We start from the raw sequence: 25,253 nt of genomic DNA, 5'->3' as shown, positions 1-25,253 counted from the left end.
GTTCAGCTGCGAAGACGGACCCCACACACAACCTGACGGTTCCTTGACGGCCTGCCACGCGGGCCGGAGTGGGCCGACCCGCTCCGAGCCGGAGGGGCGCACTCCGCCCTCCGGACGCTTCACCTCCGGCGGCACTCCCTCGGGCGCGGACGCTCAGGCGTGGTCGGTCCGAGGGGCGCTCTCTCTCTGGGCTTCGACTTCGTGGAGCCGGGCGGTGAGGGAGTCGTGCACCGCCGCGTAGGCATCACTGCCCAGCAGGAGTCTGCGGGGTGGCTGTTCCGCCTCGGCTGCGGCGATGACCGCGGTGGCCAGCCTGGCCGGATCCCCGACGGGTTCGGCGAAGTTGCCCAGCAGCCGCTCGCGCAGTCCGGCGTAGACCGGCAGCGCGGGCGCGGCGTCCACGCTGCGGTTGTTGGCGTCGGTGCGGAACCCGCCCGGCTCGACCAGAGTGGTGGCGATGCCCAGCCCGGCGACTTCCTGGGCCAGTGCCTCGTAGAACCCTTCCATGGCCCATTTGGTCGCGTTGTAAATGCTGACGAAAGGGAAGGCGGCCTGTCCTCCGACGCTGGAGAACTGGATCAGATGGCCGCCGCCCTGGCTGCGCAAGTGGGGAAGCGCCGCGCGCGCCAGCGTCATCGAACCGAGGACGTTGGTGTCGAGCTGGCGCTCGACCTGGGCGTCGGTGGGTTCCTCGGCGGCGCCGACCAGCGAGTACCCCGCGTTGGACACGACGACATCGATCCGCCCGAGCGCCGCGAAGGCGTCGTCTACGGCCTGCCGTACCTGAGCGGGCCTGCTGACATCGAGTGCGACGCGCCACAGGAGGCCGTCGTATCGGGCGGCGAGGTCGTCGATCGCGGCGGGACGGCGCAGCGTGGCGGCGACGCGGTCCCCGCGGGCGAGCAGTTCCTCGGTGAGGGCACGGCCGAAACCGGTCGAGGTCCCCGTGATGAACCAGGTTTTGGACGCCATCGGGCGGCTCCTGTCTTGTCCAGGGTCGGGTGGCCAGGCCAACGGTGATGCGGCCAGATAACACACAGCTCGTGCGTTATAGATGCTACGACGGGCCTCGTCGACACGCAACGCACGCCATGTGCGTTGTCCGGCGGTGATCACCTGCGGGCGAGATCCCGCAGACCGGTGGTGATTGCCGCACGGTCGCGACTCGTTTCGCGTGTCCGCCGTGAATGCGGCCGGTAGCCGCCGCCCGCACGTGAGGTCCGGGTCCCGTGAACCTCGTCTTCGTCGGCGGGAGGCGCCTGGCTTACGGCCTCCCCGCCCCGGACACCGTTGCCTGGACCAGGAGGCCGACGCAGGTCGCGGTCAGCAGGCGCGTCAGCGTGGCGGCGAAGTCGAGGGCCCAGGTGGGCGCGATGGTCCGGTCCTCGGCGTAGGCGCGCGCCAGCGCCTCGGGCGGGTGGGCAACCTGCCAGAGGGTGGCCGCGACGGCGTTGGCGGACGTCACGACGTCGAGCGCGTCGCGGCGACCGAGGCCCGGCAGCGCGTCCCCGACCGCCTCGGCCATGGACATGACGGCGGCGCGGCTGACCCGCTTGAACGAGACGACACGCTCGACGTCGACGTCGTGTTCGAGATGCAGGGGAACGTTGGCGAGCAGATCACAGAAGAGCGGATCATCGGCCAGCGTGGTCGCCAGCACTTCGGCCACCGTCGCGGGGGTCGTCGGCGCACGGTCCCGCAGCGCATCGCACACAGCGTCCGACCAGCGCGTCCAGCCCTCCGCGGCCAGGTGGAGAAGAACATCCTTGTGCGAACTGAAGTAGCGCCGCACGGCGGAGTGGTGCACTCCCGCACGCTCGGCCACGGCAGTCAGCGTCACCGACGCGACGCCGGTCTCCAGCGCCAGGGACCGCGCGGCCTCAATCAGCGCGGTCGCCCTCTGACGCTTGTTCTCGGCGGAGCGCGCACGCTGAAATGAGGGGTTCACACCCCTACGTTAGCGCACGTGACGTGCGTTGCATTGTGCGCCCTGTCCCCACAGCCTGGTTAGCGCACAGGCTATGCGTTACATATGCGTTACATAGAGGTCGACTCGGGAACTCATGCGGTGGCGTCCCGTTGAGCGGTGGGGAGGGATTCGGCGACGGCGATCTCCATCAACAGAGCCTGGTTCGGGGCGAGCGTCGGCATGGGCAGGCCCGCCCTGGTCAGTACGGTGCCGGGCAACGGAACCCAGCCGTCGAGCGCCGCCGTGTACCAGGCCGGTCCGCTGCCCTGGTGCAGCAGGGGCAGGCCGGCCTCGCTGCGGATTCGGACGCGGTAGGGCCGGCCCGGGTCGAGGCCGGGCAGGCAGACCCGGCCCGACTGGCCGGCGGCCGAGGTCTCCAGGCGGGCCCAGCAGTAGAGGGCCGAGCCGGCGTCGCGTGCGACGACACCGTGCAGGAGGGTCGTCTCGTCGTCGAGGTCCGCTCTGACCACCCGGCCGCTGTGCAGCAGGGGCCGCAGTTCTTTGTAGAGCGCCGCCCAGTGGGTCAGGGCGGCCAGTTCATCGGGGGTCCTGGCGGTGAGGTCGTCCTCGATGCCCGCGTGGCCGAACAGCGCGGTGATCTGCCGGAACGAGGCGTCCGTGATCCGCCCTGTGGTGTGACTGCGGGGAGCGCCGACATGCGAGCCGATCAGTTCGGGCGGTAGCAGCTGGGCGGTCCACCGCTGGATGCTCTGGCGTTCCACCGGGTCGTTGCAGTCCGAGGCCCAGACTCGGTCGGTGCGTGCGAGGATGCCGAGGTCGACGCGGCCGCCGCCGCTGGAGCAGGACTCGATCTCCAGCGCGGGGTGGCGGGACTTGAGGACGTCGATGAGGCGGTAGAGGGCGTTGGTCTGGGCGTGTACGCCGGGCCGGTCGGCGCCGTACGCGGCGCGGTGGACCGCTTCGTGCAGGTCCCGGTTGTGGTCCCACTTGAGGTAGTCGATGGCGTACTCGGTGACGAGCGCGTCCAACGACTCCAGGAGGTAGGCGAACGCCTCCTCGTGGGCAAGGTTGACGACGTATTGATGACGGGCGCTCGGGCCGAGGCCCGCGGACGGGCCGAGGATCCACTCGGGGTGCTCACGTGCCATCCGTGAATCGAGGTTCACCATCTCCGGCTCGACCCAGAGCCCGAACTGCATGCCGTGGCTGTGCACCCGGTCGGCCAGTGGGCCGAGTCCTTCGGGCCAGACTGTGCGGTCCACAGTCCAGTCGCCGAGTCCCGCGGTGTCGTCGCGGCGGCCGAGGAACCAGCCGTCGTCGAGGACGAGGCGCTCCACCCCTGACGCGGCGGCCAGGTCGGCCAGGTCCAGCAGCCGGTCCTGGTGGTGGTCGAAATAGACGGCCTCCCAGGTGTTGAGCGTCAATGGGCGTACTGCCCGCGGGTGTTGGGGGCGGGATCGAAGCATGTCGTGGAAGCGGTCCGCCAGTCCGTCCAAACCCTGGTCCGACCAGGCGAAGAGGCATTCGGGTGATGTGTAGGTATCCCCAGGTGCGAGCCGGATCTCGCCGGGTGCGAGCAGTTCGCCGCCGCCCAGTACCCCGGAGTGTGCGCCGGCGCCCTCGGGCAGCCGCTCGGCCAGCCAGCGTTGGTTGCCGCTCCACGCCACGTGGAGGGCCCAGACCTCGCCCTTACGGAATCCGAAGCCGGGCACGCCGACGGTCAACAGATGCGGGGCATCCTGGCCGGTGCGTCCCCTGCGCACCTCGCGGACGTGACTGCCGTGGCCGAGCCGGCCGCGCTGTGGGGAACGTTCGCGGCACCACTTGCCGGTGAAGTCGAGGATCTCCTGTGCCCGGCCGGGCAGCGGGAGCATCGTGGTGGAGCCGGTGAGATCGTACGGGGCTGCCTCGTGCGGTCCCGGCCGCGGGCCGTCCTCCGCCGCGGCGGGGCGGGTAATGCGGGTGCGGACGCTCAGGATCCCGGATGCGTCGAGGCGGTAGGTGAGGGCGAGATCCAGGCCGGAGCCCTCGTCTCGCAGAGAGACGGTCAGTTCGCCGGGACGCTCGTCGGTGCCGGTGAGACGAACCCGCGGGGTGGTGGCGGTACCGCTGCGGTGGCCTTGGTGGGCGGGGGTGCCGGACCAGCCGTCGGCCTCGGTGGGCCAGACGGTGAACTGCCGTGGCGCGTCGATGGCGTTGTTGAGCACGGCGGCCCCTGCCGTCAGGCTCAGTGCGGTCAGGTCGTCGCCGGTCAGCTCGCCGAGATCCTCGCCCCAGTGCAGGATCCGGGGCAGCGGATCACAGAGCTCGACGACGAAGCTCACTCCGGCCGCGCGCAGGTGAACGGTCCGGGTGGTGGTGCGGGTCATGCCATGTCCTCTCAAACCAGTTGGTGAGGGCCGGAAGTCCGGCCGCGTCGGGGCAGGCCGTGCCCCTACTTCTCGCCCGCCAGCAGGCTCTTACTGCGGTTCGCCATCTCCTTGAAGGCTTCCTCGCCGCGGCTGTGGGCGAAGTACGACTGGAAGAGCGGCTCGACGGTGGCCTGGATCGCGGTGCCGTTCGCGTAGGCGGGGTTGGCGAACAGTTCGCCGTTCTTCTGCTGGTCGATGAAGACGGACAGGTCGACACCCTTGGCGGCCATGGATTGCGCCGAGGCGTCCATCGAGGCGGGGATGGAGGGGAAGAAGCTGCCCGAGCCGGACGCTTTGGTCTGGCAAGCGGCGGATCCCATGTAGGAGACCCACTTCCAAGTGAGGTCGGGACGCGGGGTGCCGGACCATATGTTGTTGCCGTTGGAGCTGGAGATGGTGCCGCGGGTCGTGCCGTCGGGTCCGGTCACGGTTGGCGCGATTCCGGTCTTGAGCTTGGGCACCTGGGCGTACTGGGCGGCCGACCAGGAGCCGTCCGGCATGATCGCCACCTTGCCCGAGCCGATCAGCTCGGGGCCGCTGGGGGTGTTGCCCGCGGAGGCGAACTCACCGTCTCGCGGGGCGAATCCGCGATCGCTGAGTGAGCGGATGTATTGCGTGGTCTTGACGAACTGCGGGTCGTTGTACGTGAACTCGGTGGGCCAGGCGGGCTTGTTGGCGACATGTTTGCCCAGTGAGGCGTAGAACGGGGCCCAGGTGGTCTGGCCGGTGAAGTCCTTCGTCCCGAGTGGGCCGATGCCGAACGTGGCGACGTGCTTCTTGTCGAAGCCCGGCTCGTCGCCGCGTACCCCAGCGCGGTCGACGGTGAGGTGGGCGACCACCTTGTCGAAGTCTCCGCCGTCGTCGGGGTTCCAGTTGAGATTTTCGATGTCGGAGGCGGTGTAGCCCGCCTTCTTCACCGTGTCCTGGTTGTAGTAGAGGGCGGCCGAGGACCAGTCCAGCGGCAGGCCGTACTGCTTGCCGTCGGTGTACCTCCAGGTAGTGGTGCCGGTGGAGAACCGGTCGAGGTCGTAGCCGGTCTTCCTCATGAAGTCGTCCAGCGGCATCAGCTGGTCCAGTGAGGCGTACTGCTGGAAGAACTGGGGGCTGTTCTGGAAGGCGTCGGGCGCGGTGCCGGCCACGAAGTTCGCGAGCAGCTTGGTGAAGTAGTCCGCTACGTTGTACTGGGAGATCGTGACGTTCACGCCCGGGTTGGCCTTCTCGAAGTCGCTCGCACACACTTGGTACGCGGCGGCCTGCTTGTCGTCCCAGGTCCACCAGTTGATCTGGTTCGGCGCGGACCCCGTGTCCGCCCCGCAGGCACTGAGCAGCCCGGTCAGGGCCGAGGCGAGTACCCCCGCGGTGAGCTTGCGTCGAGCGGTCCGCATGGTCATCATTCCTCGTTTCCTGGGGCCAGTACGTCGTGGAAGACGGCCAGTGCGTCAGCGAGGTCCTCCGAACCTCCGGCTTCGTGCCCGTTGAACTCCCATGTCGTGATCCGCTTGGGTCCGCGATAGGCGTGATAGGCGCCGAACGCGGTGGACGGCGGGCAGATGTCGTCCGCGAGCCCGGTCGAGAAGTGTGCGGCGGCGAGGGCGCGGCGGGCGAAACCCACACCGTCGAAGTAGGCGAGCGTGCCGAAGACCGCGTCGGTACGGTGTCGCCTGGCGGCCAGATAGCCGGTCAGCTCCGCGTACGGGGCGGTCGCTGTGATGCGTACGGCGCGGCGTACGTCGCACAGGAACGGCGCCTGGAAGTATCCGGCGGCCAGGTCGGGCACCAGTCCGGCGGCGGCCAGTGCGATCCCGCCACCCTGGCTGTTGCCCGCCACGGCGACCCGCGGCGGGTCGACGAAGTCGAGGGAGCGCACGGCCTCGACGGCACGGACCGCGTCGGTGAAGACCCGCCGGTAGTAGTAGGTCTCCTTGTCCTCGATGCCGCGGGTGAGGAAACCGGGGTGGGACGGGCCGCTGCCGACCGGGTCGCCGGTGGCGCCACCCGCGTGGGCGCCGCCCTGGCCGCGGGCGTCCATCACCAGGTGCGCGTATCCGGCGCACGCCCACACCAGGTCGTCGTACGGGTTGCCGCGCCCGCTGCCGTAACCGTGGAACTGGACCACAGCCGGGAGTCGGCCGCGGCGGGCCCGCGGCAGGCGCAGCCAGGCGTGTACGGGATGGCCGTCGTACCCGGCGAACGTCAGGTCGTACACCTCGACCGCGCGCAGCTCGGTGACGACCGGGGTACGTGAGACGGCAAGGTCGTGGCCGCGGGCCTGGGTCAGGGTCGCGGTCCAGAAGGTGTCGAAGTCGTCGGGTTCCTGATAGGCGCTGCGGTAGTCCTGGAGGGCCGGGAGGTCGAGGTCGCTCAGCACAGCGGCCTCAGCTCGGCGTCGAAGGTGCGTGAGCCGCCCACGGGCAGATGGGTGAGCGTCTCGTGCTCACCGCACCGGATGCGGATGTCGTCCTCGGCGGTCCCCGCTGTGCGCCGAACACTGACGGAGGTGAGCTGCCCGCCGTGCCAGCGCAGGTCGGCCTCCAGGCCGCCGCGGCAGCGCACTGCGCGTACTTCACCCTCCTGCCAGGCGGTGGGCAGGGCGGGGAGCAGGCGCAGCACATCGCCTTGACTCTGTACGAGGAGTTCGGCGAGTGCGGCGGTGAAGCCGTAGTTACCGTCGATCTGGAACGGCGGGTGGGTGGAGAACAGGTTCGGAAGGAGCCCGCCCCACTGCGAGCCGTCGACGGGTGCGTGCTCCGACGCGTCGTACGAGAGAGGCTGAACGGCTTCCAGGAACAGGTCCCTCGCGGTGTCGCCGTCACCGAGCCTGGCCCGCAGCGCGATCTTCCACGCCCAGGACCACCCCATGGCGCCCGGCCCTCGCCGGTCGAGCAGCCGGGCAGCCGCCGCGGCGAGCTCCGGGGTGGTGGCGGGGTCGATCTGCCCGAGTGGGAAGACAGTGACCATCTGCGCCATGTGGCGGTGGAGCGGATCGACTTCGGTGAGGTCCTCGGCCCACTCCTGGAGCCAGCCGCCCCCGGCGACCGCGGGCGTACGGAGCCGGGGCAGCGCGGCCTGGATCTCGGCGCACAGCGGGTCGTCGATCCCCAGTGTGTCCGCGGCGGCCAGGGTGTTCTCGAAGAGGGCCCGGATGAGTGCCATGTCCATGGTCGCGGAGTAGGTCAGGGACTCCTCGGTGCCCGCTGCCGAGAAGAACAGATTCTCCGGCGAGGTGGTGGGGACGGTGTCCAGACAGCCGTCCTCGCCCTCGACCAGCCAGTCCAGGCAGAAAGCCGCCTGACCGCTCAGCAGGGGCCAGCCGCGCTCGCGGAGGAAGGTGGCGTCCCGGGTGAAGTCGTAATGATCCCAGATGTGTTGGGTGAGCCAGGTGCCGCCCATCATCCAGATCGCCCAGGACGGGTTGCCGTGCCCCATGCCGACGGGCAGGGCCCAGCCCCACATGTCGCTGTTGTGGTGGGCGACCCAGCCGCGGGCTCCGTAGAGCTCGCGGGCGACCGGGGTGCCGTGCTCGGCGATCCGGTCGAGGAGGTCGAAGAGCGGGAGATGGCACTCGCTGAGACCCGCCACCTCGGCGGGCCAGTAGTTCATCTCCGTATTGATGTTGAGGGTGTAGTTCGAGGACCAGGCCGGGTGCAGTTCGGCGTTCCAGATGCCCTGGAGGTTGGCGGGCGGGCCGGCCCCGGGGCGGGACGCGGAGGCCAGCAGATAGCGGCCGAGCTGGTACATGACGGTGGCGGTGAGCGCGTCGTCGGCCCCGGAGAGGATGTCGCGCGCGACGTCGAAGGTGCCGGACCTGCGGGCCCCGATGCGCAGGGAGGTGGAGGCTAGTAGTGTCCTCAGATCGTCCTGGTGCTCGCGCAGCAGTGCCTCCGCGCCGGAGGCGAGCGCCCGGTCGGCGCTGACGGTGGCGGCCGCGCGGTGGTCGGCGCGGCTCTTGGCGTCGGTACGGGACCAGAAGCACGCCGCGGCGGTGGAGGAGGCGACGGTGACCAGGGCCCGGGTCATCCCGTGCACGGTCCAGCGGCCGTCCGCGCCGCGCACCTCGCCGTCGGTGTCGACGCGGACGGCGAGCGCGGCGTACGGGTCGTATCCCCCGGGGGTCACCTCGTCCGTGTACCGCAGCGGCTCGGCGACGCCGGGTTCGTGCAGCGGCGCTCCGTCGACGGGGACGGACACCGCGAGGATCAGTCCCTTCTGCCCTGTCTCGCGGTCGAGTTCACGCAAGGGAGAGGTCAGACCAAGGTTCAGGGACAGTGTTCCGGTGTCGGCGGTGACCTCGATACACAGGGCGTCGGCGGGCCGGCTCGCCCAGGTGCGCCTGCGTACGGTCTGCGGGCCGAAGCGGATCTGTTCCTCGACGACTCCGTTGTCGAGGTTGAGGGTGCGGCCCAGGTAGGTGCCGGGCAGCTCCGCTTCGAGGCCCATGGTGAGGTCGGCGAACGGCAGGTACTCCTGGCTGTAGTCGCCCTCGAAGGACATCAGCAGGGATTCCGCGAGGCGGTGGTCGCCGGCCCGGACGGCGGCCCGGATCTCGGCGAGGCGTTCCGGGCCCGCCCCTTGGTCCCGCACGGCGGCCAGGGCGTGGGCCGGGCCCGCGGGAGTCCCGGACCAGAGGGTGGAGTCGTTGATCTGGAACCTGGCGGTCTCGATGCCGCCGAAGACCATGGCGCCGAGGCGGCCGTTGCCGACGGGGGTGGCTTCGTTCCATTCATGGGCCGGTTGGGGCCAGGCCAGACGCAGATCGTCGGATGTGCGGATGTCGTTCATGAATTCGTGCTCTCTCAGATTACTTGATGCCGGTGAAGCCGATGGAGTTGACGATGCGGCGGCCGAAGACCACGAACAGCGCCAGCATCGGCAGGGCGGCGATGAGGGTGGCGGCCATGAGTCCGGCCCAGTCGGGGGCGGCCTGCGGCGAGGACTGTTTGAAAACGCCGAGCGCGAGGGTCAGCGGGCGGGCGTCTTCGCCGTTGGTGACGAGCAGCGGCCAGAAGTAGTCGTTCCAGGTGTTGATGAACGTCAGCAGGGCGACCGTGGCGATCGGGGCGGACGTCATGGGGAGTGTGATCCGGAAGAAGATCCGCATCCGGGAGGCGCCGTCCATGATGGCCGCCTCCTCCACTTCTGTGCTGAGGCCGAGCATGAACTGCCGCAGGAAGAAGATGTTGAAGGCGGAGAACAGCGCCCCGGGCAGGATCAGCCCCGCGAAGGAGTCCATCAGCCCGAGGTTCCTGACCAGAACGAAGTTCGGCAGGAGAGTGAGGATGCCGGGCACCATCAGCGCGCACAGCAGCACGGTGAAGACGGCGTCGCGGCCCTTCCACCGCAGCCGGGAGAACGCGTAGGCGGCCATGGATGAGAAGAAGACGACAAGTGCCGTCTGTCCCACCGCGTAGATCACTGAGTTGCGCAGGTAGAGCGCGGTGTCCAGAGACGCTCCCGAGCCGCCCTGCGCCTGGGCCTCCTCCGTCGACGCCAGGCCGAGAGCCCGTTTGAAGGCGCCGAAGGTGAAGTCGACGGGAAGCAGCGACGAGGGGTCCGAAGGCAGCGCGACGGTGTTGGAGAGCGCGGTCCTCAGGATCCAGTAGAAGGGGAAGATGGTGACGACGAGCACGATGGCGATGTAGACCCAGGCGATCGCACGGCCCGGGGAGAATCGTGGGCGCGGCCTGCCGGCCGTGACGGTGGACATGGACCGGCTCCTCTAGTTCAGATCGGTTTCGTTTGCGCGGGCCAGCCGCATCTGGGTGAAGGTGATCGCGATGAGCAGCACGAACAGGGCGAGCGACATCGTCGAGGCGTAGCCGAAGTCCAGTTCCCCGAAGGCCTTTTGGTAGATGTACATCTGCAGGACGTTCGAGGAGTTCGCCGGCCCGCCCTTCGTGGTGACCTGGACGATGTCGAAGACCTGGAAGGACCCGATGATGGTGAGGATCACCACCATGACGAGGATCGGCCGCAGCAGCGGCACGGTGAGGCGGCGGAACATCTGGAGTTCGCTCGCCCCGTCGAGGCGGCCCGCCTCGTAGACCGTCGGCGGGATGGTCCCCAGCCCGGCGAAGATCAGTACGGCGTTGTAGCCCATGGACTTCCAGACGCTGATCGCCGCCAGCGAGGGAACGGCCCAGGTGCTGTCGCCGAAGAACAGCAGATGCTGTCCGGTGACCTTCTCGATCAGGGCGCTGACGATGCCCAGTTGAGGGTCGAGCATCCATTGCCACACGAGTGCGGCGACCACACCGGAGATCAGGAAGGGCAGGATGATGAAGCCGCGGATGACCGTGGACCTGGTCAGCCGGTGCAGGACGACGGCGGTTATCAGCGACAGCAGGACGCCGAGCACGACCGAGAGGGCGACGAAGTAGACGGTCACCCACAGGGACTGCCAGAACACACTGTCGCTGAACAGTTCACGGAAGTTGTCGAAGCCGATCCAGCGGGCCGGGGTGAGGATGTGGAACTCGGTGAAGCTGAAGTAGATGCCACGCAGAGTCGGATAGGCGAAGAAGACGAGGAATCCGATGACAGCGGGGCTGATGAGCAGCCACGCCAGTCTGGCGTCACCGCGGCGTCGGCCCGCCGGCGCGGCGGTGCGCTGCGTCCGGCGGCCCTGCGCACTGGGCCGCGGCGCGGCCGGGTGGTCTTTCACGAACTGCGCCACGGCGCACTCCTTGGCACTGGTACTACACGGTGATCCGGTCGATGTCGGCGACATAGCCGGTGGGGTTGGCGATCCGGACGGTATTGGCTCCGGCCTTGAGTTCGACGGGCACGGTCACCGTCTGCGCGGTGTTCCAGTCGTTGTCCCCCGTGCCGGCGAACGGGAGTTGGAAGGGCTTGCGCCCGTTGACGGTGACCACACCGAGCCTGCTGGAGTCCGCGTCCACATAGCCGACGGTGACGAGGTAGGTGCCGTCGCGCGGGGCGGTGATGCCATCGAAAGTGAGTACGCCGGCGCTGCCCAGGTTGCCGACCTTGCGTCCGCCGGAGCAGCCTGAGCAGTCCCCGGCCGACGCACCGCCCTCCAGGGTGTTTCCGCCCGCTTCCGCTTCGTACGTCACCGGGCCGGCGGGACCTGGTGTGGTGACCGGGACCGGCGCCGACGGTGCGGAGGCTCGGCCGCGGGAATCGACGGCGACGACTGTGAACGTGTGGCCGGAAGCCGCTGCCAGGCCGGTGATCGTCGCGGAGGTGGAACGGACGGAGGCAACCTCGCGGCCCGCGTCACGGATCTCGTAGTGGTCGATCGTGGTGCCGCGAGCCGGGTGGACGGCATCCCAGTCCAGTGACACGGAGGTGGGCGTGGAGCCCGTGCCGTGCAGTCCGGTCGGGAGGGTGGGGGCGCGGTCGGGGCGGGGTGTGACGCGCAGCAGCCGTGACCCATGGGCGGGCAGGGCGGCGCTGAACTCACCGTCCAGCCGGCCCAGTTCGGTGCCGCTCCAGACGTCGCGGACCTGGGCCGCGCCGCTGATGCCCAGATCACGGAAGTCGGCGTTGGCGGAAGCGGGGGCGTTGGCAAGGTTGAACAGGGCGACGGTGTAACTGCCGTCTGCGTTACGGGCGTACCAGGTTTGCTGCTCGGAGGACTGACCGACCGGCTTGGCGGGGCGGCCCGCCTGGTTGATCGCGATGACCTCGTCGTTGGTGAGCAGCGACAGGCCGTACGGGTCGAGCTTCGTCAGGTCGTCCCCGATGTAGAGCGGGGCGGCCTCGATGGCCCAGAGCGTCATATAGCTCTGTCGCTCGGCCTTGGTCAGGCCGTCCATCTGTCCGTTGCCGACATTGACGGAGTCGAGGTTGTTCCAGTGTCCCGGCCCGGCGTCGTCGATCCACTGAACGACGTCGTGCCAGCGCTGCTTGACCGAGTTGTCCCAGGTCACCAGCGTGTCGCAGTAGCACTCGACGTCGGTGTCGATGCGGTAGCCGTTGCTGTACCGCTTCCAGGTGTCGGCGTACCTGTGGCTCAGCGACCAGGAGAGGGTGAACTCGATGGGCCGGCCGGTGCGGTCCAGTGCGGTGCGCCAGGCTTTGACATCGGCGCGGTTGTCGTAGTTCTCGCCGCCCTTGAAAGAGCCGGGACCGACACCGTCCAGTTTGAGGAAGTCGACGCCCTGGTCGGCGAGGAGCTGGGCGACGGAGTCGATGTACGCCTGGGAGCAGCGGTTCGAGTAGTCGATCTTGTAGGCGCTGTCCCAGCCGTTCGTGGTGCGCAGGTCTGGATAGACGAGGTCTTTGGTGGTGCAGCCCTCGGCGCCGAGGATGGGGGTCTTCCCGTCGGCGTACGCCTTGGGTTCCAGGCCCACCGCGAGGTAGGCGCCCATCTTGAGGCCCTTGGCGTTGATTTCGGCGCCGAGGTGGCCGAGGCCGTGCGGGAAGGTCTTGGGGTTGGCGGCCGGGCGCCCGTAGTCGTCATAGCGATCGGTCCAGCCGGCATCGATGTTGATGTACTCGTAGCCGTGTTTCTTGAGCTTGGACGCCATCACATCGGCCTGTTCCAGTATGTGCCGCTCGCTCATCCAGCTCATGGGCCCATCCGGGTTGACCCCGGGGTAGTTGGTGGCCGAGAGGCTCCAACTGCTCCAGCCCATGTAGGGCTTCTCCGCGAGAACCCGCGCGGTGTCCCGATGCTGCGCGGTACCCGGTTCCGTGGCGGCCGCGGCCGTGGGCGGGCCGTTGAGACCTGTCGCCAGCACACAGACCGAGAGTCCTCCAAGTACGAGCGACCAACGTCCCCTGCCGCCGCCCCGGGCCGCTCGCCCCCGTATGGGATGTCCTGACAGTGCCATCGCTGCTCCATCTCGCCGCTTCATCGCGGCAGTTCATGGGCGGTGCCGTGCCGGATCTCTCCCAGCCGCACGGCTCGAACGGGACCACCTCGTGGCCTGGGGTCCCGGGCCTCCCTCTTGAGGGGAGCGCGGCGACTGTAACGAGAATTTCTTTCCTTCGTCAATATATTCACGTCCTCGTTTTCCTGTCGCAATCACGAGGTGCGGCCGCCTGGGGTACTCGACAGGGCCACTCTTACCTTCGCCAGGAAGGTAAACTGTGAAGGGTGACCCTCTCCGAACAGCCACCCGCCGCCACTCTCGTCTTCCAGACCTTGCTGACCCAGGGACCCTTGACCCGGGCCGAGCTCGGACGGCGCACCGGCCTCTCCTCCGGCGCCGTCACCAAGGTCTCGGCGCCCCTCCTCGCCGACGGCTGGATCACCGAGATCGGCCCTGCCAGGGAGCGGCAGGCCGGACGGCCCGCCACGCTGGTGGCCGTCCGGCCCGAGCGGGCCCGGTTCATCGGCGTCAAGATCACCTCGGACGAGCTGATCGGCATGCTCGTCGACCTCACGGCCACCCCGCTGACCACGCGCCGGGCCACGCTCGGCTCACGAGACGTGGGCACAGTCGTGCGGGCCGTCGCCCGGCTGGTCACCGCACTCGCTGCCCAGGCAGGCGCCGCGGACGGCGGCACGGCCTCGGGGGTGCACGGTGTGGGAGTCACGGTCTCCGGTGACGTGGACCGGCAGACGGGCACGGTACGTTACTCGCCGTTCCTGGACTGGCGGGGCGTTCCGCTCGCCCGTCTCGTCGAGGCCGCGACCGGGGTCCCCACGGTCGTCGACAACGACGTACGGGCACTCACGGTCGCCGAGCAGTGGTTCGGCTCCGGCGCGGGGCTCTCCTCGTTCGCCCTGATCACCGTCGGCACGGGCATCGGCTGCGGCATCTCCGTCGGCGGTCGGGTGATCTCAGGGGCACACGGGGTGTCCGGGGAAATCGGACACCTGCCCGTCGGCGGGACGGACCGAGTCTGCACCTGTGGCAACACCGGGTGCGTCGAGGCGATCGCCTCCTCGCAGGCAATCGTCGAACAGGTACGGGAGGAGACAGGCGACCCCGATCTGACCACGACCGACGTCGTGCGTCTCGCCCACGCCGGCGACGCCGCGGCGCGCGGCGCGTTCACCCGGGCCGGGCGGGCCCTGGGGCTGGCCATCGCTTCGGTCGCCAACCTCATCGGACCGGAGCGCGTCATCATCTCCGGCGAGGGTGTCGCGACATACGACCTTTTCGCCGACGAGATCCGCCGAACCTTCGGCGCACAGGCGTTCGGTGCGGCGGCCGACTGCGATCTGGTGGTGCGCCCACTGCCGTTCGAGACCTGGGCACGGGGCGGTGCGGCGGTGGCGGCGCAGCGCCTCTTCTCCCCGCCGCCGGGACTGACCGCGGCGGCGACCAGTTACTGACCTGGGCCACTCCATTTCGTCAGGCGGCCTGAACGGAGTCCGCTCGGCGCTCTCGCCAGTGCTCCTCTATCTCCTCCAGGGACCGGCCGGCCGTCTCCGGGACCCAGCGGAGCACGAAGACGAGCCCGGCCAGCGACAGCACCGCGTAGATGATGAATACGTCGTTGCCGATCGCGGCGAAGATGCTGGGAAAGGTCTGGGAGAAGGCGAAGTTCATCACGTACTCGACGAAGGTGATGACGCCCATGCCGATCGCCCGCGCCCGCAGCGGCAGCACCTCGGGCGCGTAGAGCCAGAACACCGGGCCCAGGCCGATGCCGAACGCGAAGGTGAATACGAACACGCACACGACATTCAGCGTCACGGCGTGCGGGAAGAGTGTCAGCAGTGCCAGTGGCGCGATCTGGCCGCCGAGGCTCCAGGCGAGCAGGGCCCGTCGGCCGACCCTGTCGATCAGGGGCAGAGACACGGCGGTGGAGAGCACCAGCGCACCACCGACGCAGTAGTTGGCGATGATCGCGGTGTCGCTGGAATGCGTCGCCAGCCCCTGGAAGATCGACGGAGCGTAGTAGACGACGGCGTTGATGCCGGTGAAGACCTGGAAGAAGGCGAGAACGAGCACCACACCGATCGCGGGTCGGTAACGGCGGAGCAGTTCCCCGAGGCCCACCTCCTGCTGATGCAGGCTGGCGCCGATCTCGGCGACCTCGGCCTGTGCTTCCCGCTCAGTTGTACGCAGTCGCCGCAGCACCGCGACGGCTTCGTCGGTGCGGCCGTGGAGCAGCAGCCAGCGCGGACTCGACGGGCTGATAATCATGCCGACGAAGAAGACAGCCGCCGGGATGGCTCCGAGGCCGAGCATCCACTCCCAGGCGCCCGCACCCGACAACGCGTCGCCGGTGGCATAGGCGATGAGGATGCCGATGTTCACGCTGAACTGGTAGAGCGCGGTGATCAGGCCGCGGCTCTGCTTCGGTGCGAGTTCGGCGAGGTAGATCAGGCCGAACATGTTGGCGAGGCCGACGCCGAGGCCGAGGATGAATCGAGCGGTCATCAGCCAGCCGGGGCCGGGAGCCAGACCGCACAGAACCGAGCCGATCACGAATATCGCACCCGCTACGACCAGAAGGATCCGCCGGTCGTAGCGGCGGGCCATGAACGTGCCCGCCACGATGGAGGGCAAGGCACCGAGCAGAAGGAGGCTGGTGACCCAGCCCTGGGCGCCGGCGCTCAGCCCGAACTGCTCGGTGACGAAGGGCAGGGCGAGTGATATCGCGCCGGAGTCGTATCCGTAGAGCAGTCCGGCCATTCCGCCGAGCACAGCCACGGCGTAGATCAGCCGGGGAGGCCGGCCTCCGGCACTCCTGACGACCGCGGTGCTGCCGCGCTTCCCGCCGGTGCCGACGACGCTGTCCAGCTTGGCCACGATGCCTCCTGCGTGTTCGGTGCGATGCCCGCGGTGACCCGACATCACTAGTCAATCGATTGCCTAACCGTAATCGCGAGCCCCGCTGATGACAATGCCCGGGATGGAGAGCAGCCCTGCGAGAGCTGCGTGTGTGACATTGACCCATACAGCTCAGCAAGGTAATACTTCACGAACAATCGATTGATCAGATCTGGACCGGTCTGTTCCGGTCCTGCCTGATCCGGATGGGGAGCCCGCGGGGCCCCCGGACGCACGGTCCGCGGGCGGGACGGCACGCGGGCTGGAGGAGGATCATGTCCGAACGTGAAGAGCCCCTGCTGCTGCTCGGCCGCTCCTTCGACGGGTTCGACCGGGCGTTGAGTCGCCAGCTGCCGAAGGCCGCCGCCCGACCCGCGAAGTACCGACTGCCCGAGATCCTCGACCTGCGGGCCGAGGTCGTGGAAGGAGAAGCGGCCACGTCGGGTGAGGCGGATGTGCTGCTGGTGGTGACCGACTGGCTGCCCGCCCTGATCGACGAGGGCAAGGTGCTCCCACTGGACGAATTCTTCCGGGACACACCGCCGGAGGGCTGGCCGGATGCGTGGCACCCGGCGCTGCGCGCGCTACAGCGCGGACCCGACGGGCGCACATACGGGGTGCCGTACCACGTCGGCCCCGAGATGCTGCTGTACCGCGGCGACTTGTACGAGGACGCGGTGGAACGGGCGCGCTTCGCCGAGAAGTTCGGCTATCCGCTGGCGCCGCCCGACACCTGGGAGCAGTACACCGACCAGGCGCTTTGGTTCAACCGGCCGGAGCGCGGTCTGTACGGCACGATCGTCGCGGGGTACCCGGACGAGCACAACACGGTGTACGACTTCCTCACCCAGCTGTGGGGCCGGGGCGCCGACCTCACCGACCCGTCCGGCGATCTGAGCCTGGACATGCCCGAGGCGCTGGACTCGGCACGCTTCCTGTACGACCTGTGGCACACCCACCGTGTGGTCGACCCGGCGGCAGCTCAGTGGGACAGCGTGGCCGCAGGGGTGCACTTCGCGGCGGGCGAGGCCGCGATGATGGTGAACTGGAGTGGCTTCGCCGCGCTTTCGGCGCCGGGAGACTCCCCCACGCACGGCCGGGTGCGGTGCGCACCGGTACCGCGCGTGAGCGCTCCTGGTGGTTCGCGGGTCGCGCTGAACAGTTACCGGGTGCTGGCGATCGCCGCCGGCTCCACCCGGCCGGCCGCCGCGTACGACCTGCTGCGAGGCCTGACCACAGCCGAGATGGACCGCATCACCGCGCAGGAAGGCGGCACAGCCACCCGCCGGGACTCCTGGGCCGATCCGGCGGTGTCCTCACTGGCTCCGTATTACGCGCAGTTCGAGGAGGCGCATCGCACCACCCGCGCACTGCCGCGGGACCCGCGCTGGCCTCGCATCTCCGTGATCCTCAACGAGATGGTCGGCTCACTCGTGGCGGACACCGCACGGCCGGCCGACGCCGTTGCCGAGGCCCATCGCAGGCTGACGGAACTCGGGTGAGCGGGCACAGCACATGGACTTCCTCGTTCGCGTGGAAACCGCGCTTCCTCCGGACATGCCGGAGCCGGACCGGCGTGCGCTGCTCGCTCAGGAGCGGCAGCGGGGCCGTGAGCTGCGCGCGGCCGGTACCCTGCAGCGGATCTGGCGACTGCCCGGGCAGCTGGCCAACGTGGCGATCTGGAGTACACCGGGCCCTGAGGAACTGCATGAAGCGCTGGTGAGCCTGCCGGTGTGGCGGTACGCCCGGGTGACGATCACGGCGCTGGCCAAGCATCCGCTGGACCAGGAGCAGCGGTGAAGGCGGCACCTCCGGCCTTGCCCGGGAGGTGCCGCAGCTCTGTCCGCGTATGGCGGTGTGCGCCGTAGGGCGACCGCCGCGGCGGGCTAGGGCGTGTTGCGAAAGTAGCGCCCTCCGCCCGCAGGCCAGGCGGGACTTTCGCAACACGCCCTACGCGGGCGGCGGGGCAGTCGACTCCCGCACCACTATCTCCGCCGGTGCCGCGACCACCTCGGTGATGCTGTCCTCGGGTGTGCTCGCCACGAGCAGGGAAACGGCGCGCGCACCCAATTCGCCCAAGGGCATCCGTACCGTCGTCAGTGCGGGAACGAGATGGCCCGCCAGCGGCATGTCATGTACCGCGACCACTGACATGTCATCAGGGACCCGTACGCCGCGTGCGTGGAGCGCGTGCAGCACCCCGACCGCCGAGGCGACGTTGGCGACGAACACCGCTGTCGGCCGCGGGCCGGTTCCGGTGTCGAGCAGAGCCTCCAGAGCCGCGTGGCCGCCGGCCGGTGTGTAGTCGGCGTGCACGATCAGCCGGGGGTCCGCCACAAGTCCGGCCTCGGTCATGGCGGAGGTGTATCCGATGCGCCGCCGGCGGGCGGTGTCCGCGGTCTCCGGACCCGCGATATGCGCGATGTGGCGGTGGCCGAGTGCCACCAGGTGATCGACGGCGAGTTGGCTGCCGTGCTCGTCGTCAAGGATGACGTAGCGGTCGGATCCCGCGGCGCGGCGGTTGACCAGGAGCCAGGGAAGCCGCAGAGAGCGCATCTGGTCGAGGGCCCGGCCCGTCTCGTCGCCGGCGAACAGCAGACCGTCGACACGGCTCTGTCCGAACAGATCCAGATAGCTCTCGACACCCCGGCGCAGCCCTTCGGAACTGGCTGTCATCAGCCCGTACCCGAGGCTGCTCGCTGCTGTCTCCGCGCCCTTGATGATCTCGGCGTAGACGGGGTTGGCGAAGTCGGGGATGAACAGCCCGAGCATGTTCGACCGCGCCGTACGCAGGCTGCGCGCCGCGGCGTTGGGCCGGTAGCCGAGCTTGCCGATGGTGTCCAGGACCCGCTGCCGGGTGTCCGGTCGGATGCTCAGCTTCGGGTCGTCGTTGATCACTCGGGAGACCACCGAGCGGTCGACGCCGGCGACCAGGGCCACATCGGCGAGGGTCACCTTGCCTGGACCGGCCTTCGCGGGTGTGTTCTTCAACGGCGCGGCGCGGCGCGGCGCCGGCTCGGCCTTCGTGGCCCGTTTGGCGTTCGTGGCCCGGTTGGCGTTCTCAGCTGGTTTGGCTGCCATCGCTGCCATCATTTCATAGGCATGCTGTGCCCCGAGTCCATCGAGGCATAGAGCCGATCGACCAGTCGGATCGTGCCGAGGTTGTCGCGCGCGGACGGATACGGTTCACTTCCGTCCGCCACGGCGCGGAGCAGCGAACCGATCGGTCCGGCGAACGCGTCGGGAATCCAGCGGCGGGTGACGGGATACGGCAGCCAACCGTCGGTGGGCAGCGACAGGCTGTTGACTTCGAGCGTGTCCGGCCGACCGTGCGGATAGTCGTAGAGCAGTCCGATCGTGCCCTTGATGCTGCCGCCGGAGCCGTCGATGCGGAAGGTCGCCTCCGAGTCACCGGTGCGGTTCTCGTGAGTGGCGTGCACGACGGCGCGTACGTCGCCGGGGAAAACGAGTGTGCTGATCGTCCGGGTCTCCCCGGCTGCGACCTGGCCAGGAGTGCGTGACCCGGTGCAGAAGACCTGTACCGGATCGCCGAACACCGATCGGATCGCGTCGAGGTAGTGGATCGAGTGGTACATGATCTCCAGCCGGTCGCTCCTCACCAGCCAGGGCCATGGCGTCCAGTCCGTGGCGATGTTCACGGTGAACGACAGCGTCGTGGGTTCGCCGATCCAGCCCGCCTCGACCATGGCACGAGCCGCGGCGATGCCCTCGTCGTAGCGCATCTGCTGGTTGACAACGATCTTCAGGCCGAGCCGGTCCGCGACTTCGATGATCTTCCTGCCCGTCTCCTCGTCGGGTACGAACGGCTTCTGGCAGACAAGGTGTTTGCCCGCGTGGAGAGCGCGCAGGGCGATGTCCGGCTGGGCCTGTGGGGCGACGGCGATATCGACGACCCGTACGGCGTTGTCATGCAGCAGTTCGTCCAGAGAGGCGTAGACATTCGGCACGCCGTGGCGGCCGGCGACGTCCTTCGCCCGTTCCGCATCCAGGTCGAAGAGGCCGCGGACCTCCAGTCCGGCCGTGCGGTATGCCGGCAAGTGGGCTACGTCGACGATGGCTCCAGCGCCCACGATTGCCACCGGCAGCCGGTGTTCGGGGGCGATCGCGGTGTCAATGGTCTCGGCAATGGACGCGTAGGCATCCAGCATGAGAAGGATCCTTCCTGATGCCGTGGGCGGCCGGACCGGTGGTCCGGTCAGACTGGGCGGGCGACGTCCCCCGGGTGGGCGGGCGCCGTGAGCCGGTGGGCCGGCGGCTGGACCAACTCCAGGACGATCTGGTCCGGGTCCTCGAAGTAGCAGGTGAACCCGCCCTTGTTGACACCGCCGGTAATGGCGTTGGGGGGCGAGTAGAACCGCACGCCGACGGCGCTCAGCCGCTCGTACCGCTCGCTGATGTCATCCACGGTCAGGGCCAGGTGAGCCGCTCCGGGATGCTTGATTCCCGGGTCCTGGCGGATACCGACAGGGTTGAGGTACTGCACCAGCTCCAGATCGTGCGTGGAGGGGCCGGCCGGTCTGCCGGGGACGGCCAGTTGCGCGATGCGCAGATGAGCGTCCTCGTAGCCGACGAGTTCGCTGGTGTAGCCGCCTTGCTGTTCCTGCGAGTGGATGTGGTCGAACCCGAGATGGTGGGTGTAGAAGTCCACCGACCGGTCCAGGTCGGCGACGGTGAAGCTGAAGTGCCAGACGCCGTGCAGCATGTGGGGACTCCTCGTCTCGTTCAGTTCATTTCCAGGCCGCCGCAGACGTTCACTGCCTGGCCGGTGATGTAGGAGGACTCCGGGGAGAGCAGGAAGGCGATTACCCCGGCGATCTCCTCGGGTGTCTCGATGCGGCCGAGGGGGATCTTCGCCGCCTGCTCGGCGAAGGACTCTTCCGGGGTGATTCCGTTGATCTCCGCCTTCTGCCGGTGGATGGCACGGGTCATCTCGGTGTCCACCACGCCAGGGCACACGGCGTTGACACGGACACCGTGTGACGCCAGCGCGAGCGCGGCCGAATGGACCAGGCTGATCACACCGGCCTTACTGGCGGCGTAGTCGGCGCACGTCGGACGGGCTCCGCGTCCGGCGACGGAGGAGACAGCGACCATGGCACCTCCTCCGTTCGCCGCGGCACGCACAGCGGCCCTCTGCAACAGCAGGAACATCCCCTTGAGATTCACGGAGAGCGTGGCGTCCCAGTCGTCGGCGGGGAGTTCGAGGAAGGGGTGGTTGCGTACGATGCCGTGCGCGCCCACGGCCAGGGTGAGCGGTCCGAGGTCGTTCTCAGCACGATCCAGCGCGTCCTCGACATCGGCCAGGCGCGTCACATCCGTGCGGTAACTCTCCGCCCGCCCCCCGGCCTCGGCAATCGCCTCGGCCGTCCGATCGGCGGCCCCGGTGGAGATGTCCAGCAGAGCGACGCGTGCGCCCTCAGCAGCGAGACGGAGAGCGACGGACCGGCCGATCCCACCTCCCGCCCCGGTGACGACAGCGGTGAGCCCTTCGAAGCGTCCCATGGAGAATCGTTCCCTTCTTGCCTGTTGTCCCCGGGCCGGCTCGTGCCCGGTTCCGGATCGTTCCCTGTGCGCGGCCGTCGCGGGCCCGCGGTGACCGGCGGCCTGGAGTACGGCCCGCCGCGCCGTATCCCTTCAGCCGCCTGCCCGCCATGCGGAAAGCGCCGAATCAACGGTGATGTGTGGATCTCCCACGTAGTCCGCGGGCGCCAGTTCGGCCACCGAGGCCGCCGCTCCGGCCGGTGCCACCTCCCGCAGCACGGCCCCCAAATCCTCGCCGGTTTCGCGGCAGCGGCGCGCTGCCTCGTACACCAGGTCATGTGCCTGTTCGCGGCCCAGCGTGGCGGCCAGGCCGATCATGTACGCCTCGGCCATGACCAGACCCGAATCGGCCTCCAGGTTCCGGTGCATCGCCTCGGGGAAGACCTGGAGGCCCTCCGCGATCGAGCGAGCGGTGGCGAGCGCCCCTGCGGCCAGCGCGGACAGGTGGGGCAGCACCTGCCACTCCGCCTGCCATTCGCCGGCGGCCCGCTCGTGTCCTGCCTCCATGATCCTGTAGAGGGCGGAGGAGAGAGCGCCCGCGGTCACGGCCATACCGATGACGGCCTCCGACTCGATCGGGTTCGCCTTCTGCGGCATCGTCGATGACGCGCCGCGAAGGTGCCCGGCGGCCTCGGACACCTCCGCGATCTCGGTCCTGGACAAGTCGACGACCTCCCGCGCGAAGCGCGCGCAGGTCGCGGTGAGCAGGGCGCAGACCGAGCCGTACTCGGCGATCCGGTCACGGGCTACGTGCCAGGGCACGTCGGTGGCCGCCAGTTCCAGCAGTTCGGCAACGCGCGCACGTATCTTCACGGCGTGGTCGCCGTATGCGGCCGAGGTACCGCCGGCACCGAAGAGCGACACGGTGGCGACCGCCTCCACGGCGCTCGACAAACGCGCGCGATCGCGGGCGAGTTCGCCCAGGTAACCCGCCATCTTGGCGCCGAACGTGGTCGGCACCGCCTGGAGGGCGTGGGTCCGTCCGGCGATCACCGTGTCGGTGTGGGTGGTCGCGAGAGTGGCGATGGCCTCTCCGAACCCCGCGAGCAGCTCCCCCAGACGACTGGCCGCGGCGGTGTACTGCAGGGCCAGCCCGGAGTCCATGATGTCCTGTGTCGTGGCGCCGTAGTGGACACGGCCCCGATGCTCCGGGGGCAGCGCTTCGTCCAACTGGCGCACGAGCGGCAGGATCGGATAGCCCACATTGCGGGTCTCCCGCCACAGCCGCGCCGGCTCGATGGCCTCAAGCGTGGCTGTGCGGGCGATGACCTCGGCCGTCTCCGGGGGGATCACACCCGCCTCACCCTGGGCAGTGGCCAGAGCCGCCTCGACGCGCAGCCACGACCGGACGGTCTCCTCCTCGGACAGAATCACGGCCATGCCGTCGTCCCCGTACAGGCCGACGAGCATTTCGAAACGGCGCGGACTCATCGTCCCCCTTTCATGGTCGCGTAGGCGCGGGCAGCCATAGCCGTGCTCACCCGACCTCTGGTCAATCGTTTGTCTAATGTAGACCTCGACGCCTGCCGCAGCAAGCCGCGACATTGGATGACAGAGCTGCTCAGTGCTGGAAACGTTGCCCAAGGGCCGGTCGCCACCTAGACTCGGACCAGCGTCAAGTCAATCGATTGACTCAGACCATGACTTCAGGTTTGAATCCTGTTCACAGCAGAGAGGAAGCGTGATGCGCGAACGTCTCATGACGGACCTACGGGCAATGTGGCGCATTCGCGCCTTCGAGGAGAAGGCGCAGGCACTGGTCGAGTCCGGTGACATCCGGGGGTCGGTCCATCTGTGCAACGGCCAGGAGGCAGGGCCGGTCGGCGCGTGCGACGCACTCGACGCCGCGGACGCCCTGTACGCCACGTATCGCGGGCATGGCTGGGCCATCGCGCGCGGCACGCCGCTGCACCCGCTGATGGCGGAGCTGCTGGGCCGGTCGACGGGCGTCAATGGCGGCCGGGGCGGATCGGCGTACCTGAGCGCTCCGGAGTACGGCTTCTACGGTGAGAACTCGATCGTCGGCGCCGGCGCCCCCATCGCGGTGGGTGCCGCCCTGGCCGGACGCCACGACGGCTCACACCGGGTGGCACTGACGGTGTTCGGGGACGGCGCGATGAATCAGGGAGCCGTGCACGAAGCCATGAACTTCGCCGCGGCGACGCGGTTGCCCGTGATCTTCGTATGCGAGAACAACCAATGGTCGGAGCTGACCCCGATCCGCGAGGCCGTCCGTAATCCGGCGCTGTCCGACCGGCCGAGGGCGCTCGGCATCACGTCCGTGCGCATCGACGGCAACGACCCGGAACTCATTCGCGAAACGGTCTCCGACCTGGTGGAAGAGGCCCGTGACGGAGGCGGCCCGGCCTACGTGGAACTGGACACCCAACGGCTGGTGGGCCACTACGTGGGCGATCCGGGGCAGTACCGCACGCGGGAGGAGGTTGCCCGGGACCGGGAGCGGGAGCCGATTGCCCGGGCGATCCGGGAACTGGCCGCCGCGGGAGTGCCGACGGACGAGATCGCACAGGCGGAGCAGAGCGCCCGCGAGGAGGTCGAGAGGGCGACTGCCGCCGCGCTCGCTGACCCGTCGGCCGACAGCAGCAGCGCGAAGGAGCACATCTATGCCTGACGAAACCATCAAGGTCAACTACTCCGGAGCCGTCAACGCCGCCCTGCGCCGGGTGCTGTCCGAGGTTCCCGAGACCCTGCTCTACGGCGAGGACGTCGCCAAACCCGGCGGAGTGCACGGGGTGACCCGCGGACTGTGGAAAGAGTTCGGCGACCGCGTCTTCGACACCCCCATCAGTGAGTCGGCCATCCTCGGCTCCGCCGTGGGCGCGGCCATGATGGGCCGGCGCCCGATCGTCGAGATCATGTGGGCGGACTTCTTCCTGGTCGCCCTCGACCAGATGATCAACCAAGCGGCCAACGTGCGCTATGTCTCCGAGGGCCGCCTGACCGCACCGCTCGTCGTGCGCACCCAGCAGGGCAACTCACCGGGCGCCTGTGCACAGCATTCGCAGAACCTCGAAGCACTGTTCCTGCACACCCCGGGCCTGCGGGTCGCTATGCCCTCGACACCGCAGGACGCGTACGACGTGATGGTCTCCGCCGTCCACTGCGACGACCCCGTGGTCGTCTTCGACAACCGGACCCTGTACTTCGGCGAGAAGCAGGAGATCATCACCGGCCGGCCACCGGCCCCGGTCGGTGGCAGCCACATCCGCCGCACCGGGACGGAAGCCACGGTCGTCACCTGGGGCGCGGTGACCCACCGGGTCCTGGAGGCCGCAGACCGGCTGGCCGCACGCGGAACGCCGGTCACCGTCATCGAGACACCCTGGCTCAACCCGTTCGACACAGACACGGTCGTGGCGTCGGTGGCCAGGACGGGTGGCCGGCTGGCCGTGGTGCACGAGGCCAACACGACGGCGGGCTTCGGTGCCGAGGTGATCACCCGGATCGCCGAATCCGGCGTACTGAGCGGCCGGCCTGTACGGATCGGCGCACCCGACTCCCGCATCCCCGCCGCGCCCGAACTGGCCGCGCATCTGGTCCCCGGCGTCGATCGCATCACCGAGGAGCTCAGTTCCGCGTTCTCTCTCGACAAGGGGCCCTCCTGTCACCCTGCCCACTGATCACGGCCAC

20 protein-coding genes are annotated in these 25,253 nt (G+C 69.1%); 5 read left to right on the top strand and 15 right to left on the bottom strand.

Translation table 11 applies throughout. The features are described 5' to 3' along the window. Positions 1-153: 153 nt before the first annotated feature. The 9 genes from AB0M67_RS33990 to AB0M67_RS33950 form a co-directional block, all read right to left on the bottom strand. Entirely contained in the window at positions 154-972 is an 819-nt protein-coding gene (locus AB0M67_RS33990) for an SDR family oxidoreductase (RefSeq protein ID WP_365751436.1), read from the bottom strand. A 292-nt stretch (positions 973-1,264) separates the two neighbouring features. After that, positions 1,265-1,948 carry a TetR family transcriptional regulator gene (locus tag AB0M67_RS33985; RefSeq protein ID WP_365751435.1) on the bottom strand — a complete coding sequence of 228 codons (684 nt, stop codon included), beginning with the start codon at positions 1,946-1,948 and terminating at the stop codon, positions 1,265-1,267. A 113-nt stretch (positions 1,949-2,061) separates the two neighbouring features. Beyond that, a complete protein-coding gene (locus AB0M67_RS33980; protein WP_365751434.1) occupies positions 2,062-4,299 on the bottom strand; it encodes an alpha-galactosidase in 2,238 nt (745 codons plus the stop codon). Positions 4,300-4,364: 65 nt separating this feature from the next. Beyond that, complete coding sequence (locus AB0M67_RS33975; protein ID WP_365751433.1) at positions 4,365-5,726, bottom strand: sugar ABC transporter substrate-binding protein; 1,362 nt, start codon at positions 5,724-5,726, stop codon at positions 4,365-4,367. Between the two features lie 5 nt (positions 5,727-5,731). Next, positions 5,732-6,709: an alpha/beta fold hydrolase gene (locus AB0M67_RS33970; RefSeq protein WP_365751432.1), complete on the bottom strand. Its 978-nt coding sequence runs from the start codon at positions 6,707-6,709 to the stop codon at positions 5,732-5,734. Further along, the gene (locus AB0M67_RS33965) at positions 6,703-9,120 is read right to left on the bottom strand and encodes a glycoside hydrolase N-terminal domain-containing protein (protein ID WP_365751431.1); all 2,418 of its coding nucleotides are present in this window, start codon (positions 9,118-9,120) and stop codon (positions 6,703-6,705) included. The genes AB0M67_RS33970 and AB0M67_RS33965 overlap by 7 nt, the downstream gene beginning before the upstream one ends. A gap of 19 nt (positions 9,121-9,139) precedes the next feature. Continuing rightward, entirely contained in the window at positions 9,140-10,045 is a 906-nt protein-coding gene (locus AB0M67_RS33960) for a carbohydrate ABC transporter permease (protein WP_365751430.1), read from the bottom strand. 12 nt (positions 10,046-10,057) lie between these two features. Then, positions 10,058-11,014 (bottom strand): sugar ABC transporter permease, encoded by a 957-nt coding sequence (locus AB0M67_RS33955; RefSeq protein WP_365751429.1) that lies wholly within the window; start codon positions 11,012-11,014, stop codon positions 10,058-10,060. Positions 11,015-11,036: 22 nt separating this feature from the next. Further along, positions 11,037-13,046: a CBM35 domain-containing protein gene (locus AB0M67_RS33950; RefSeq protein WP_365751428.1), complete on the bottom strand. Its 2,010-nt coding sequence runs from the start codon at positions 13,044-13,046 to the stop codon at positions 11,037-11,039. 359 nt (positions 13,047-13,405) lie between these two features. Between AB0M67_RS33950 and AB0M67_RS33945 the strand changes: the two genes are divergently transcribed. Then, the gene (locus AB0M67_RS33945; protein ID WP_365751427.1) at positions 13,406-14,593 is read left to right on the top strand and encodes an ROK family transcriptional regulator; all 1,188 of its coding nucleotides are present in this window, start codon (positions 13,406-13,408) and stop codon (positions 14,591-14,593) included. A 19-nt stretch (positions 14,594-14,612) separates the two neighbouring features. On the opposite strand, the gene AB0M67_RS33940 is transcribed toward AB0M67_RS33945, so the two are convergent. Then, positions 14,613-16,019 carry a sugar porter family MFS transporter gene (locus AB0M67_RS33940; RefSeq protein WP_365751426.1) on the bottom strand — a complete coding sequence of 469 codons (1,407 nt, stop codon included), beginning with the start codon at positions 16,017-16,019 and terminating at the stop codon, positions 14,613-14,615. Between the two features lie 296 nt (positions 16,020-16,315). Between AB0M67_RS33940 and AB0M67_RS33935 the strand changes: the two genes are divergently transcribed. Together AB0M67_RS33935 and AB0M67_RS33930 are read left to right on the top strand one after the other, a co-directional pair. Further along, positions 16,316-17,542: an extracellular solute-binding protein gene (locus AB0M67_RS33935; RefSeq protein WP_365751425.1), complete on the top strand. Its 1,227-nt coding sequence runs from the start codon at positions 16,316-16,318 to the stop codon at positions 17,540-17,542. A gap of 13 nt (positions 17,543-17,555) precedes the next feature. Continuing rightward, on the top strand, positions 17,556-17,840 hold the full coding sequence (locus tag AB0M67_RS33930) for a muconolactone Delta-isomerase family protein (RefSeq protein ID WP_365751424.1): 285 nt from the start codon (positions 17,556-17,558) through the stop codon (positions 17,838-17,840). Positions 17,841-17,990: 150 nt separating this feature from the next. Here AB0M67_RS33930 and AB0M67_RS33925 read toward each other — a convergent pair whose 3' ends face one another. The 5 genes from AB0M67_RS33925 to AB0M67_RS33905 form a co-directional block, all read right to left on the bottom strand. Beyond that, complete coding sequence (locus AB0M67_RS33925) at positions 17,991-19,121, bottom strand: LacI family DNA-binding transcriptional regulator (protein WP_365751423.1); 1,131 nt, start codon at positions 19,119-19,121, stop codon at positions 17,991-17,993. 8 nt (positions 19,122-19,129) lie between these two features. Beyond that, entirely contained in the window at positions 19,130-20,209 is a 1,080-nt protein-coding gene (locus AB0M67_RS33920; protein ID WP_365751422.1) for a Gfo/Idh/MocA family oxidoreductase, read from the bottom strand. 47 nt (positions 20,210-20,256) lie between these two features. After that, positions 20,257-20,763 carry a VOC family protein gene (locus AB0M67_RS33915; protein ID WP_365751421.1) on the bottom strand — a complete coding sequence of 169 codons (507 nt, stop codon included), beginning with the start codon at positions 20,761-20,763 and terminating at the stop codon, positions 20,257-20,259. Positions 20,764-20,783: 20 nt separating this feature from the next. After that, positions 20,784-21,563 carry an SDR family NAD(P)-dependent oxidoreductase gene (locus AB0M67_RS33910; RefSeq protein ID WP_365751420.1) on the bottom strand — a complete coding sequence of 260 codons (780 nt, stop codon included), beginning with the start codon at positions 21,561-21,563 and terminating at the stop codon, positions 20,784-20,786. A gap of 132 nt (positions 21,564-21,695) precedes the next feature. Then, on the bottom strand, positions 21,696-23,033 hold the full coding sequence (locus AB0M67_RS33905; protein WP_365751419.1) for an adenylosuccinate lyase family protein: 1,338 nt from the start codon (positions 23,031-23,033) through the stop codon (positions 21,696-21,698). A 253-nt stretch (positions 23,034-23,286) separates the two neighbouring features. On the opposite strand from AB0M67_RS33905, the gene AB0M67_RS33900 reads away from it, so the two are divergent. Continuing rightward, complete coding sequence (locus tag AB0M67_RS33900; RefSeq protein ID WP_365751418.1) at positions 23,287-24,234, top strand: thiamine pyrophosphate-dependent dehydrogenase E1 component subunit alpha; 948 nt, start codon at positions 23,287-23,289, stop codon at positions 24,232-24,234. Then, entirely contained in the window at positions 24,227-25,243 is a 1,017-nt protein-coding gene (locus AB0M67_RS33895) for a transketolase C-terminal domain-containing protein (protein WP_365751417.1), read from the top strand. Before AB0M67_RS33900 ends, AB0M67_RS33895 begins: the two co-directional genes overlap by 8 nt. Positions 25,244-25,253: the final 10 nt, after the last annotated feature.

The sequence above is a fragment of the Streptomyces sp. NPDC051662 genome, assembly GCF_040681655.1.
In the GTDB taxonomy this organism is placed as follows: Bacteria; Actinomycetota; Actinomycetes; order Streptomycetales; family Streptomycetaceae; genus Streptomyces.
This window is presented reverse-complemented; position numbering and strand designations above follow the sequence as displayed.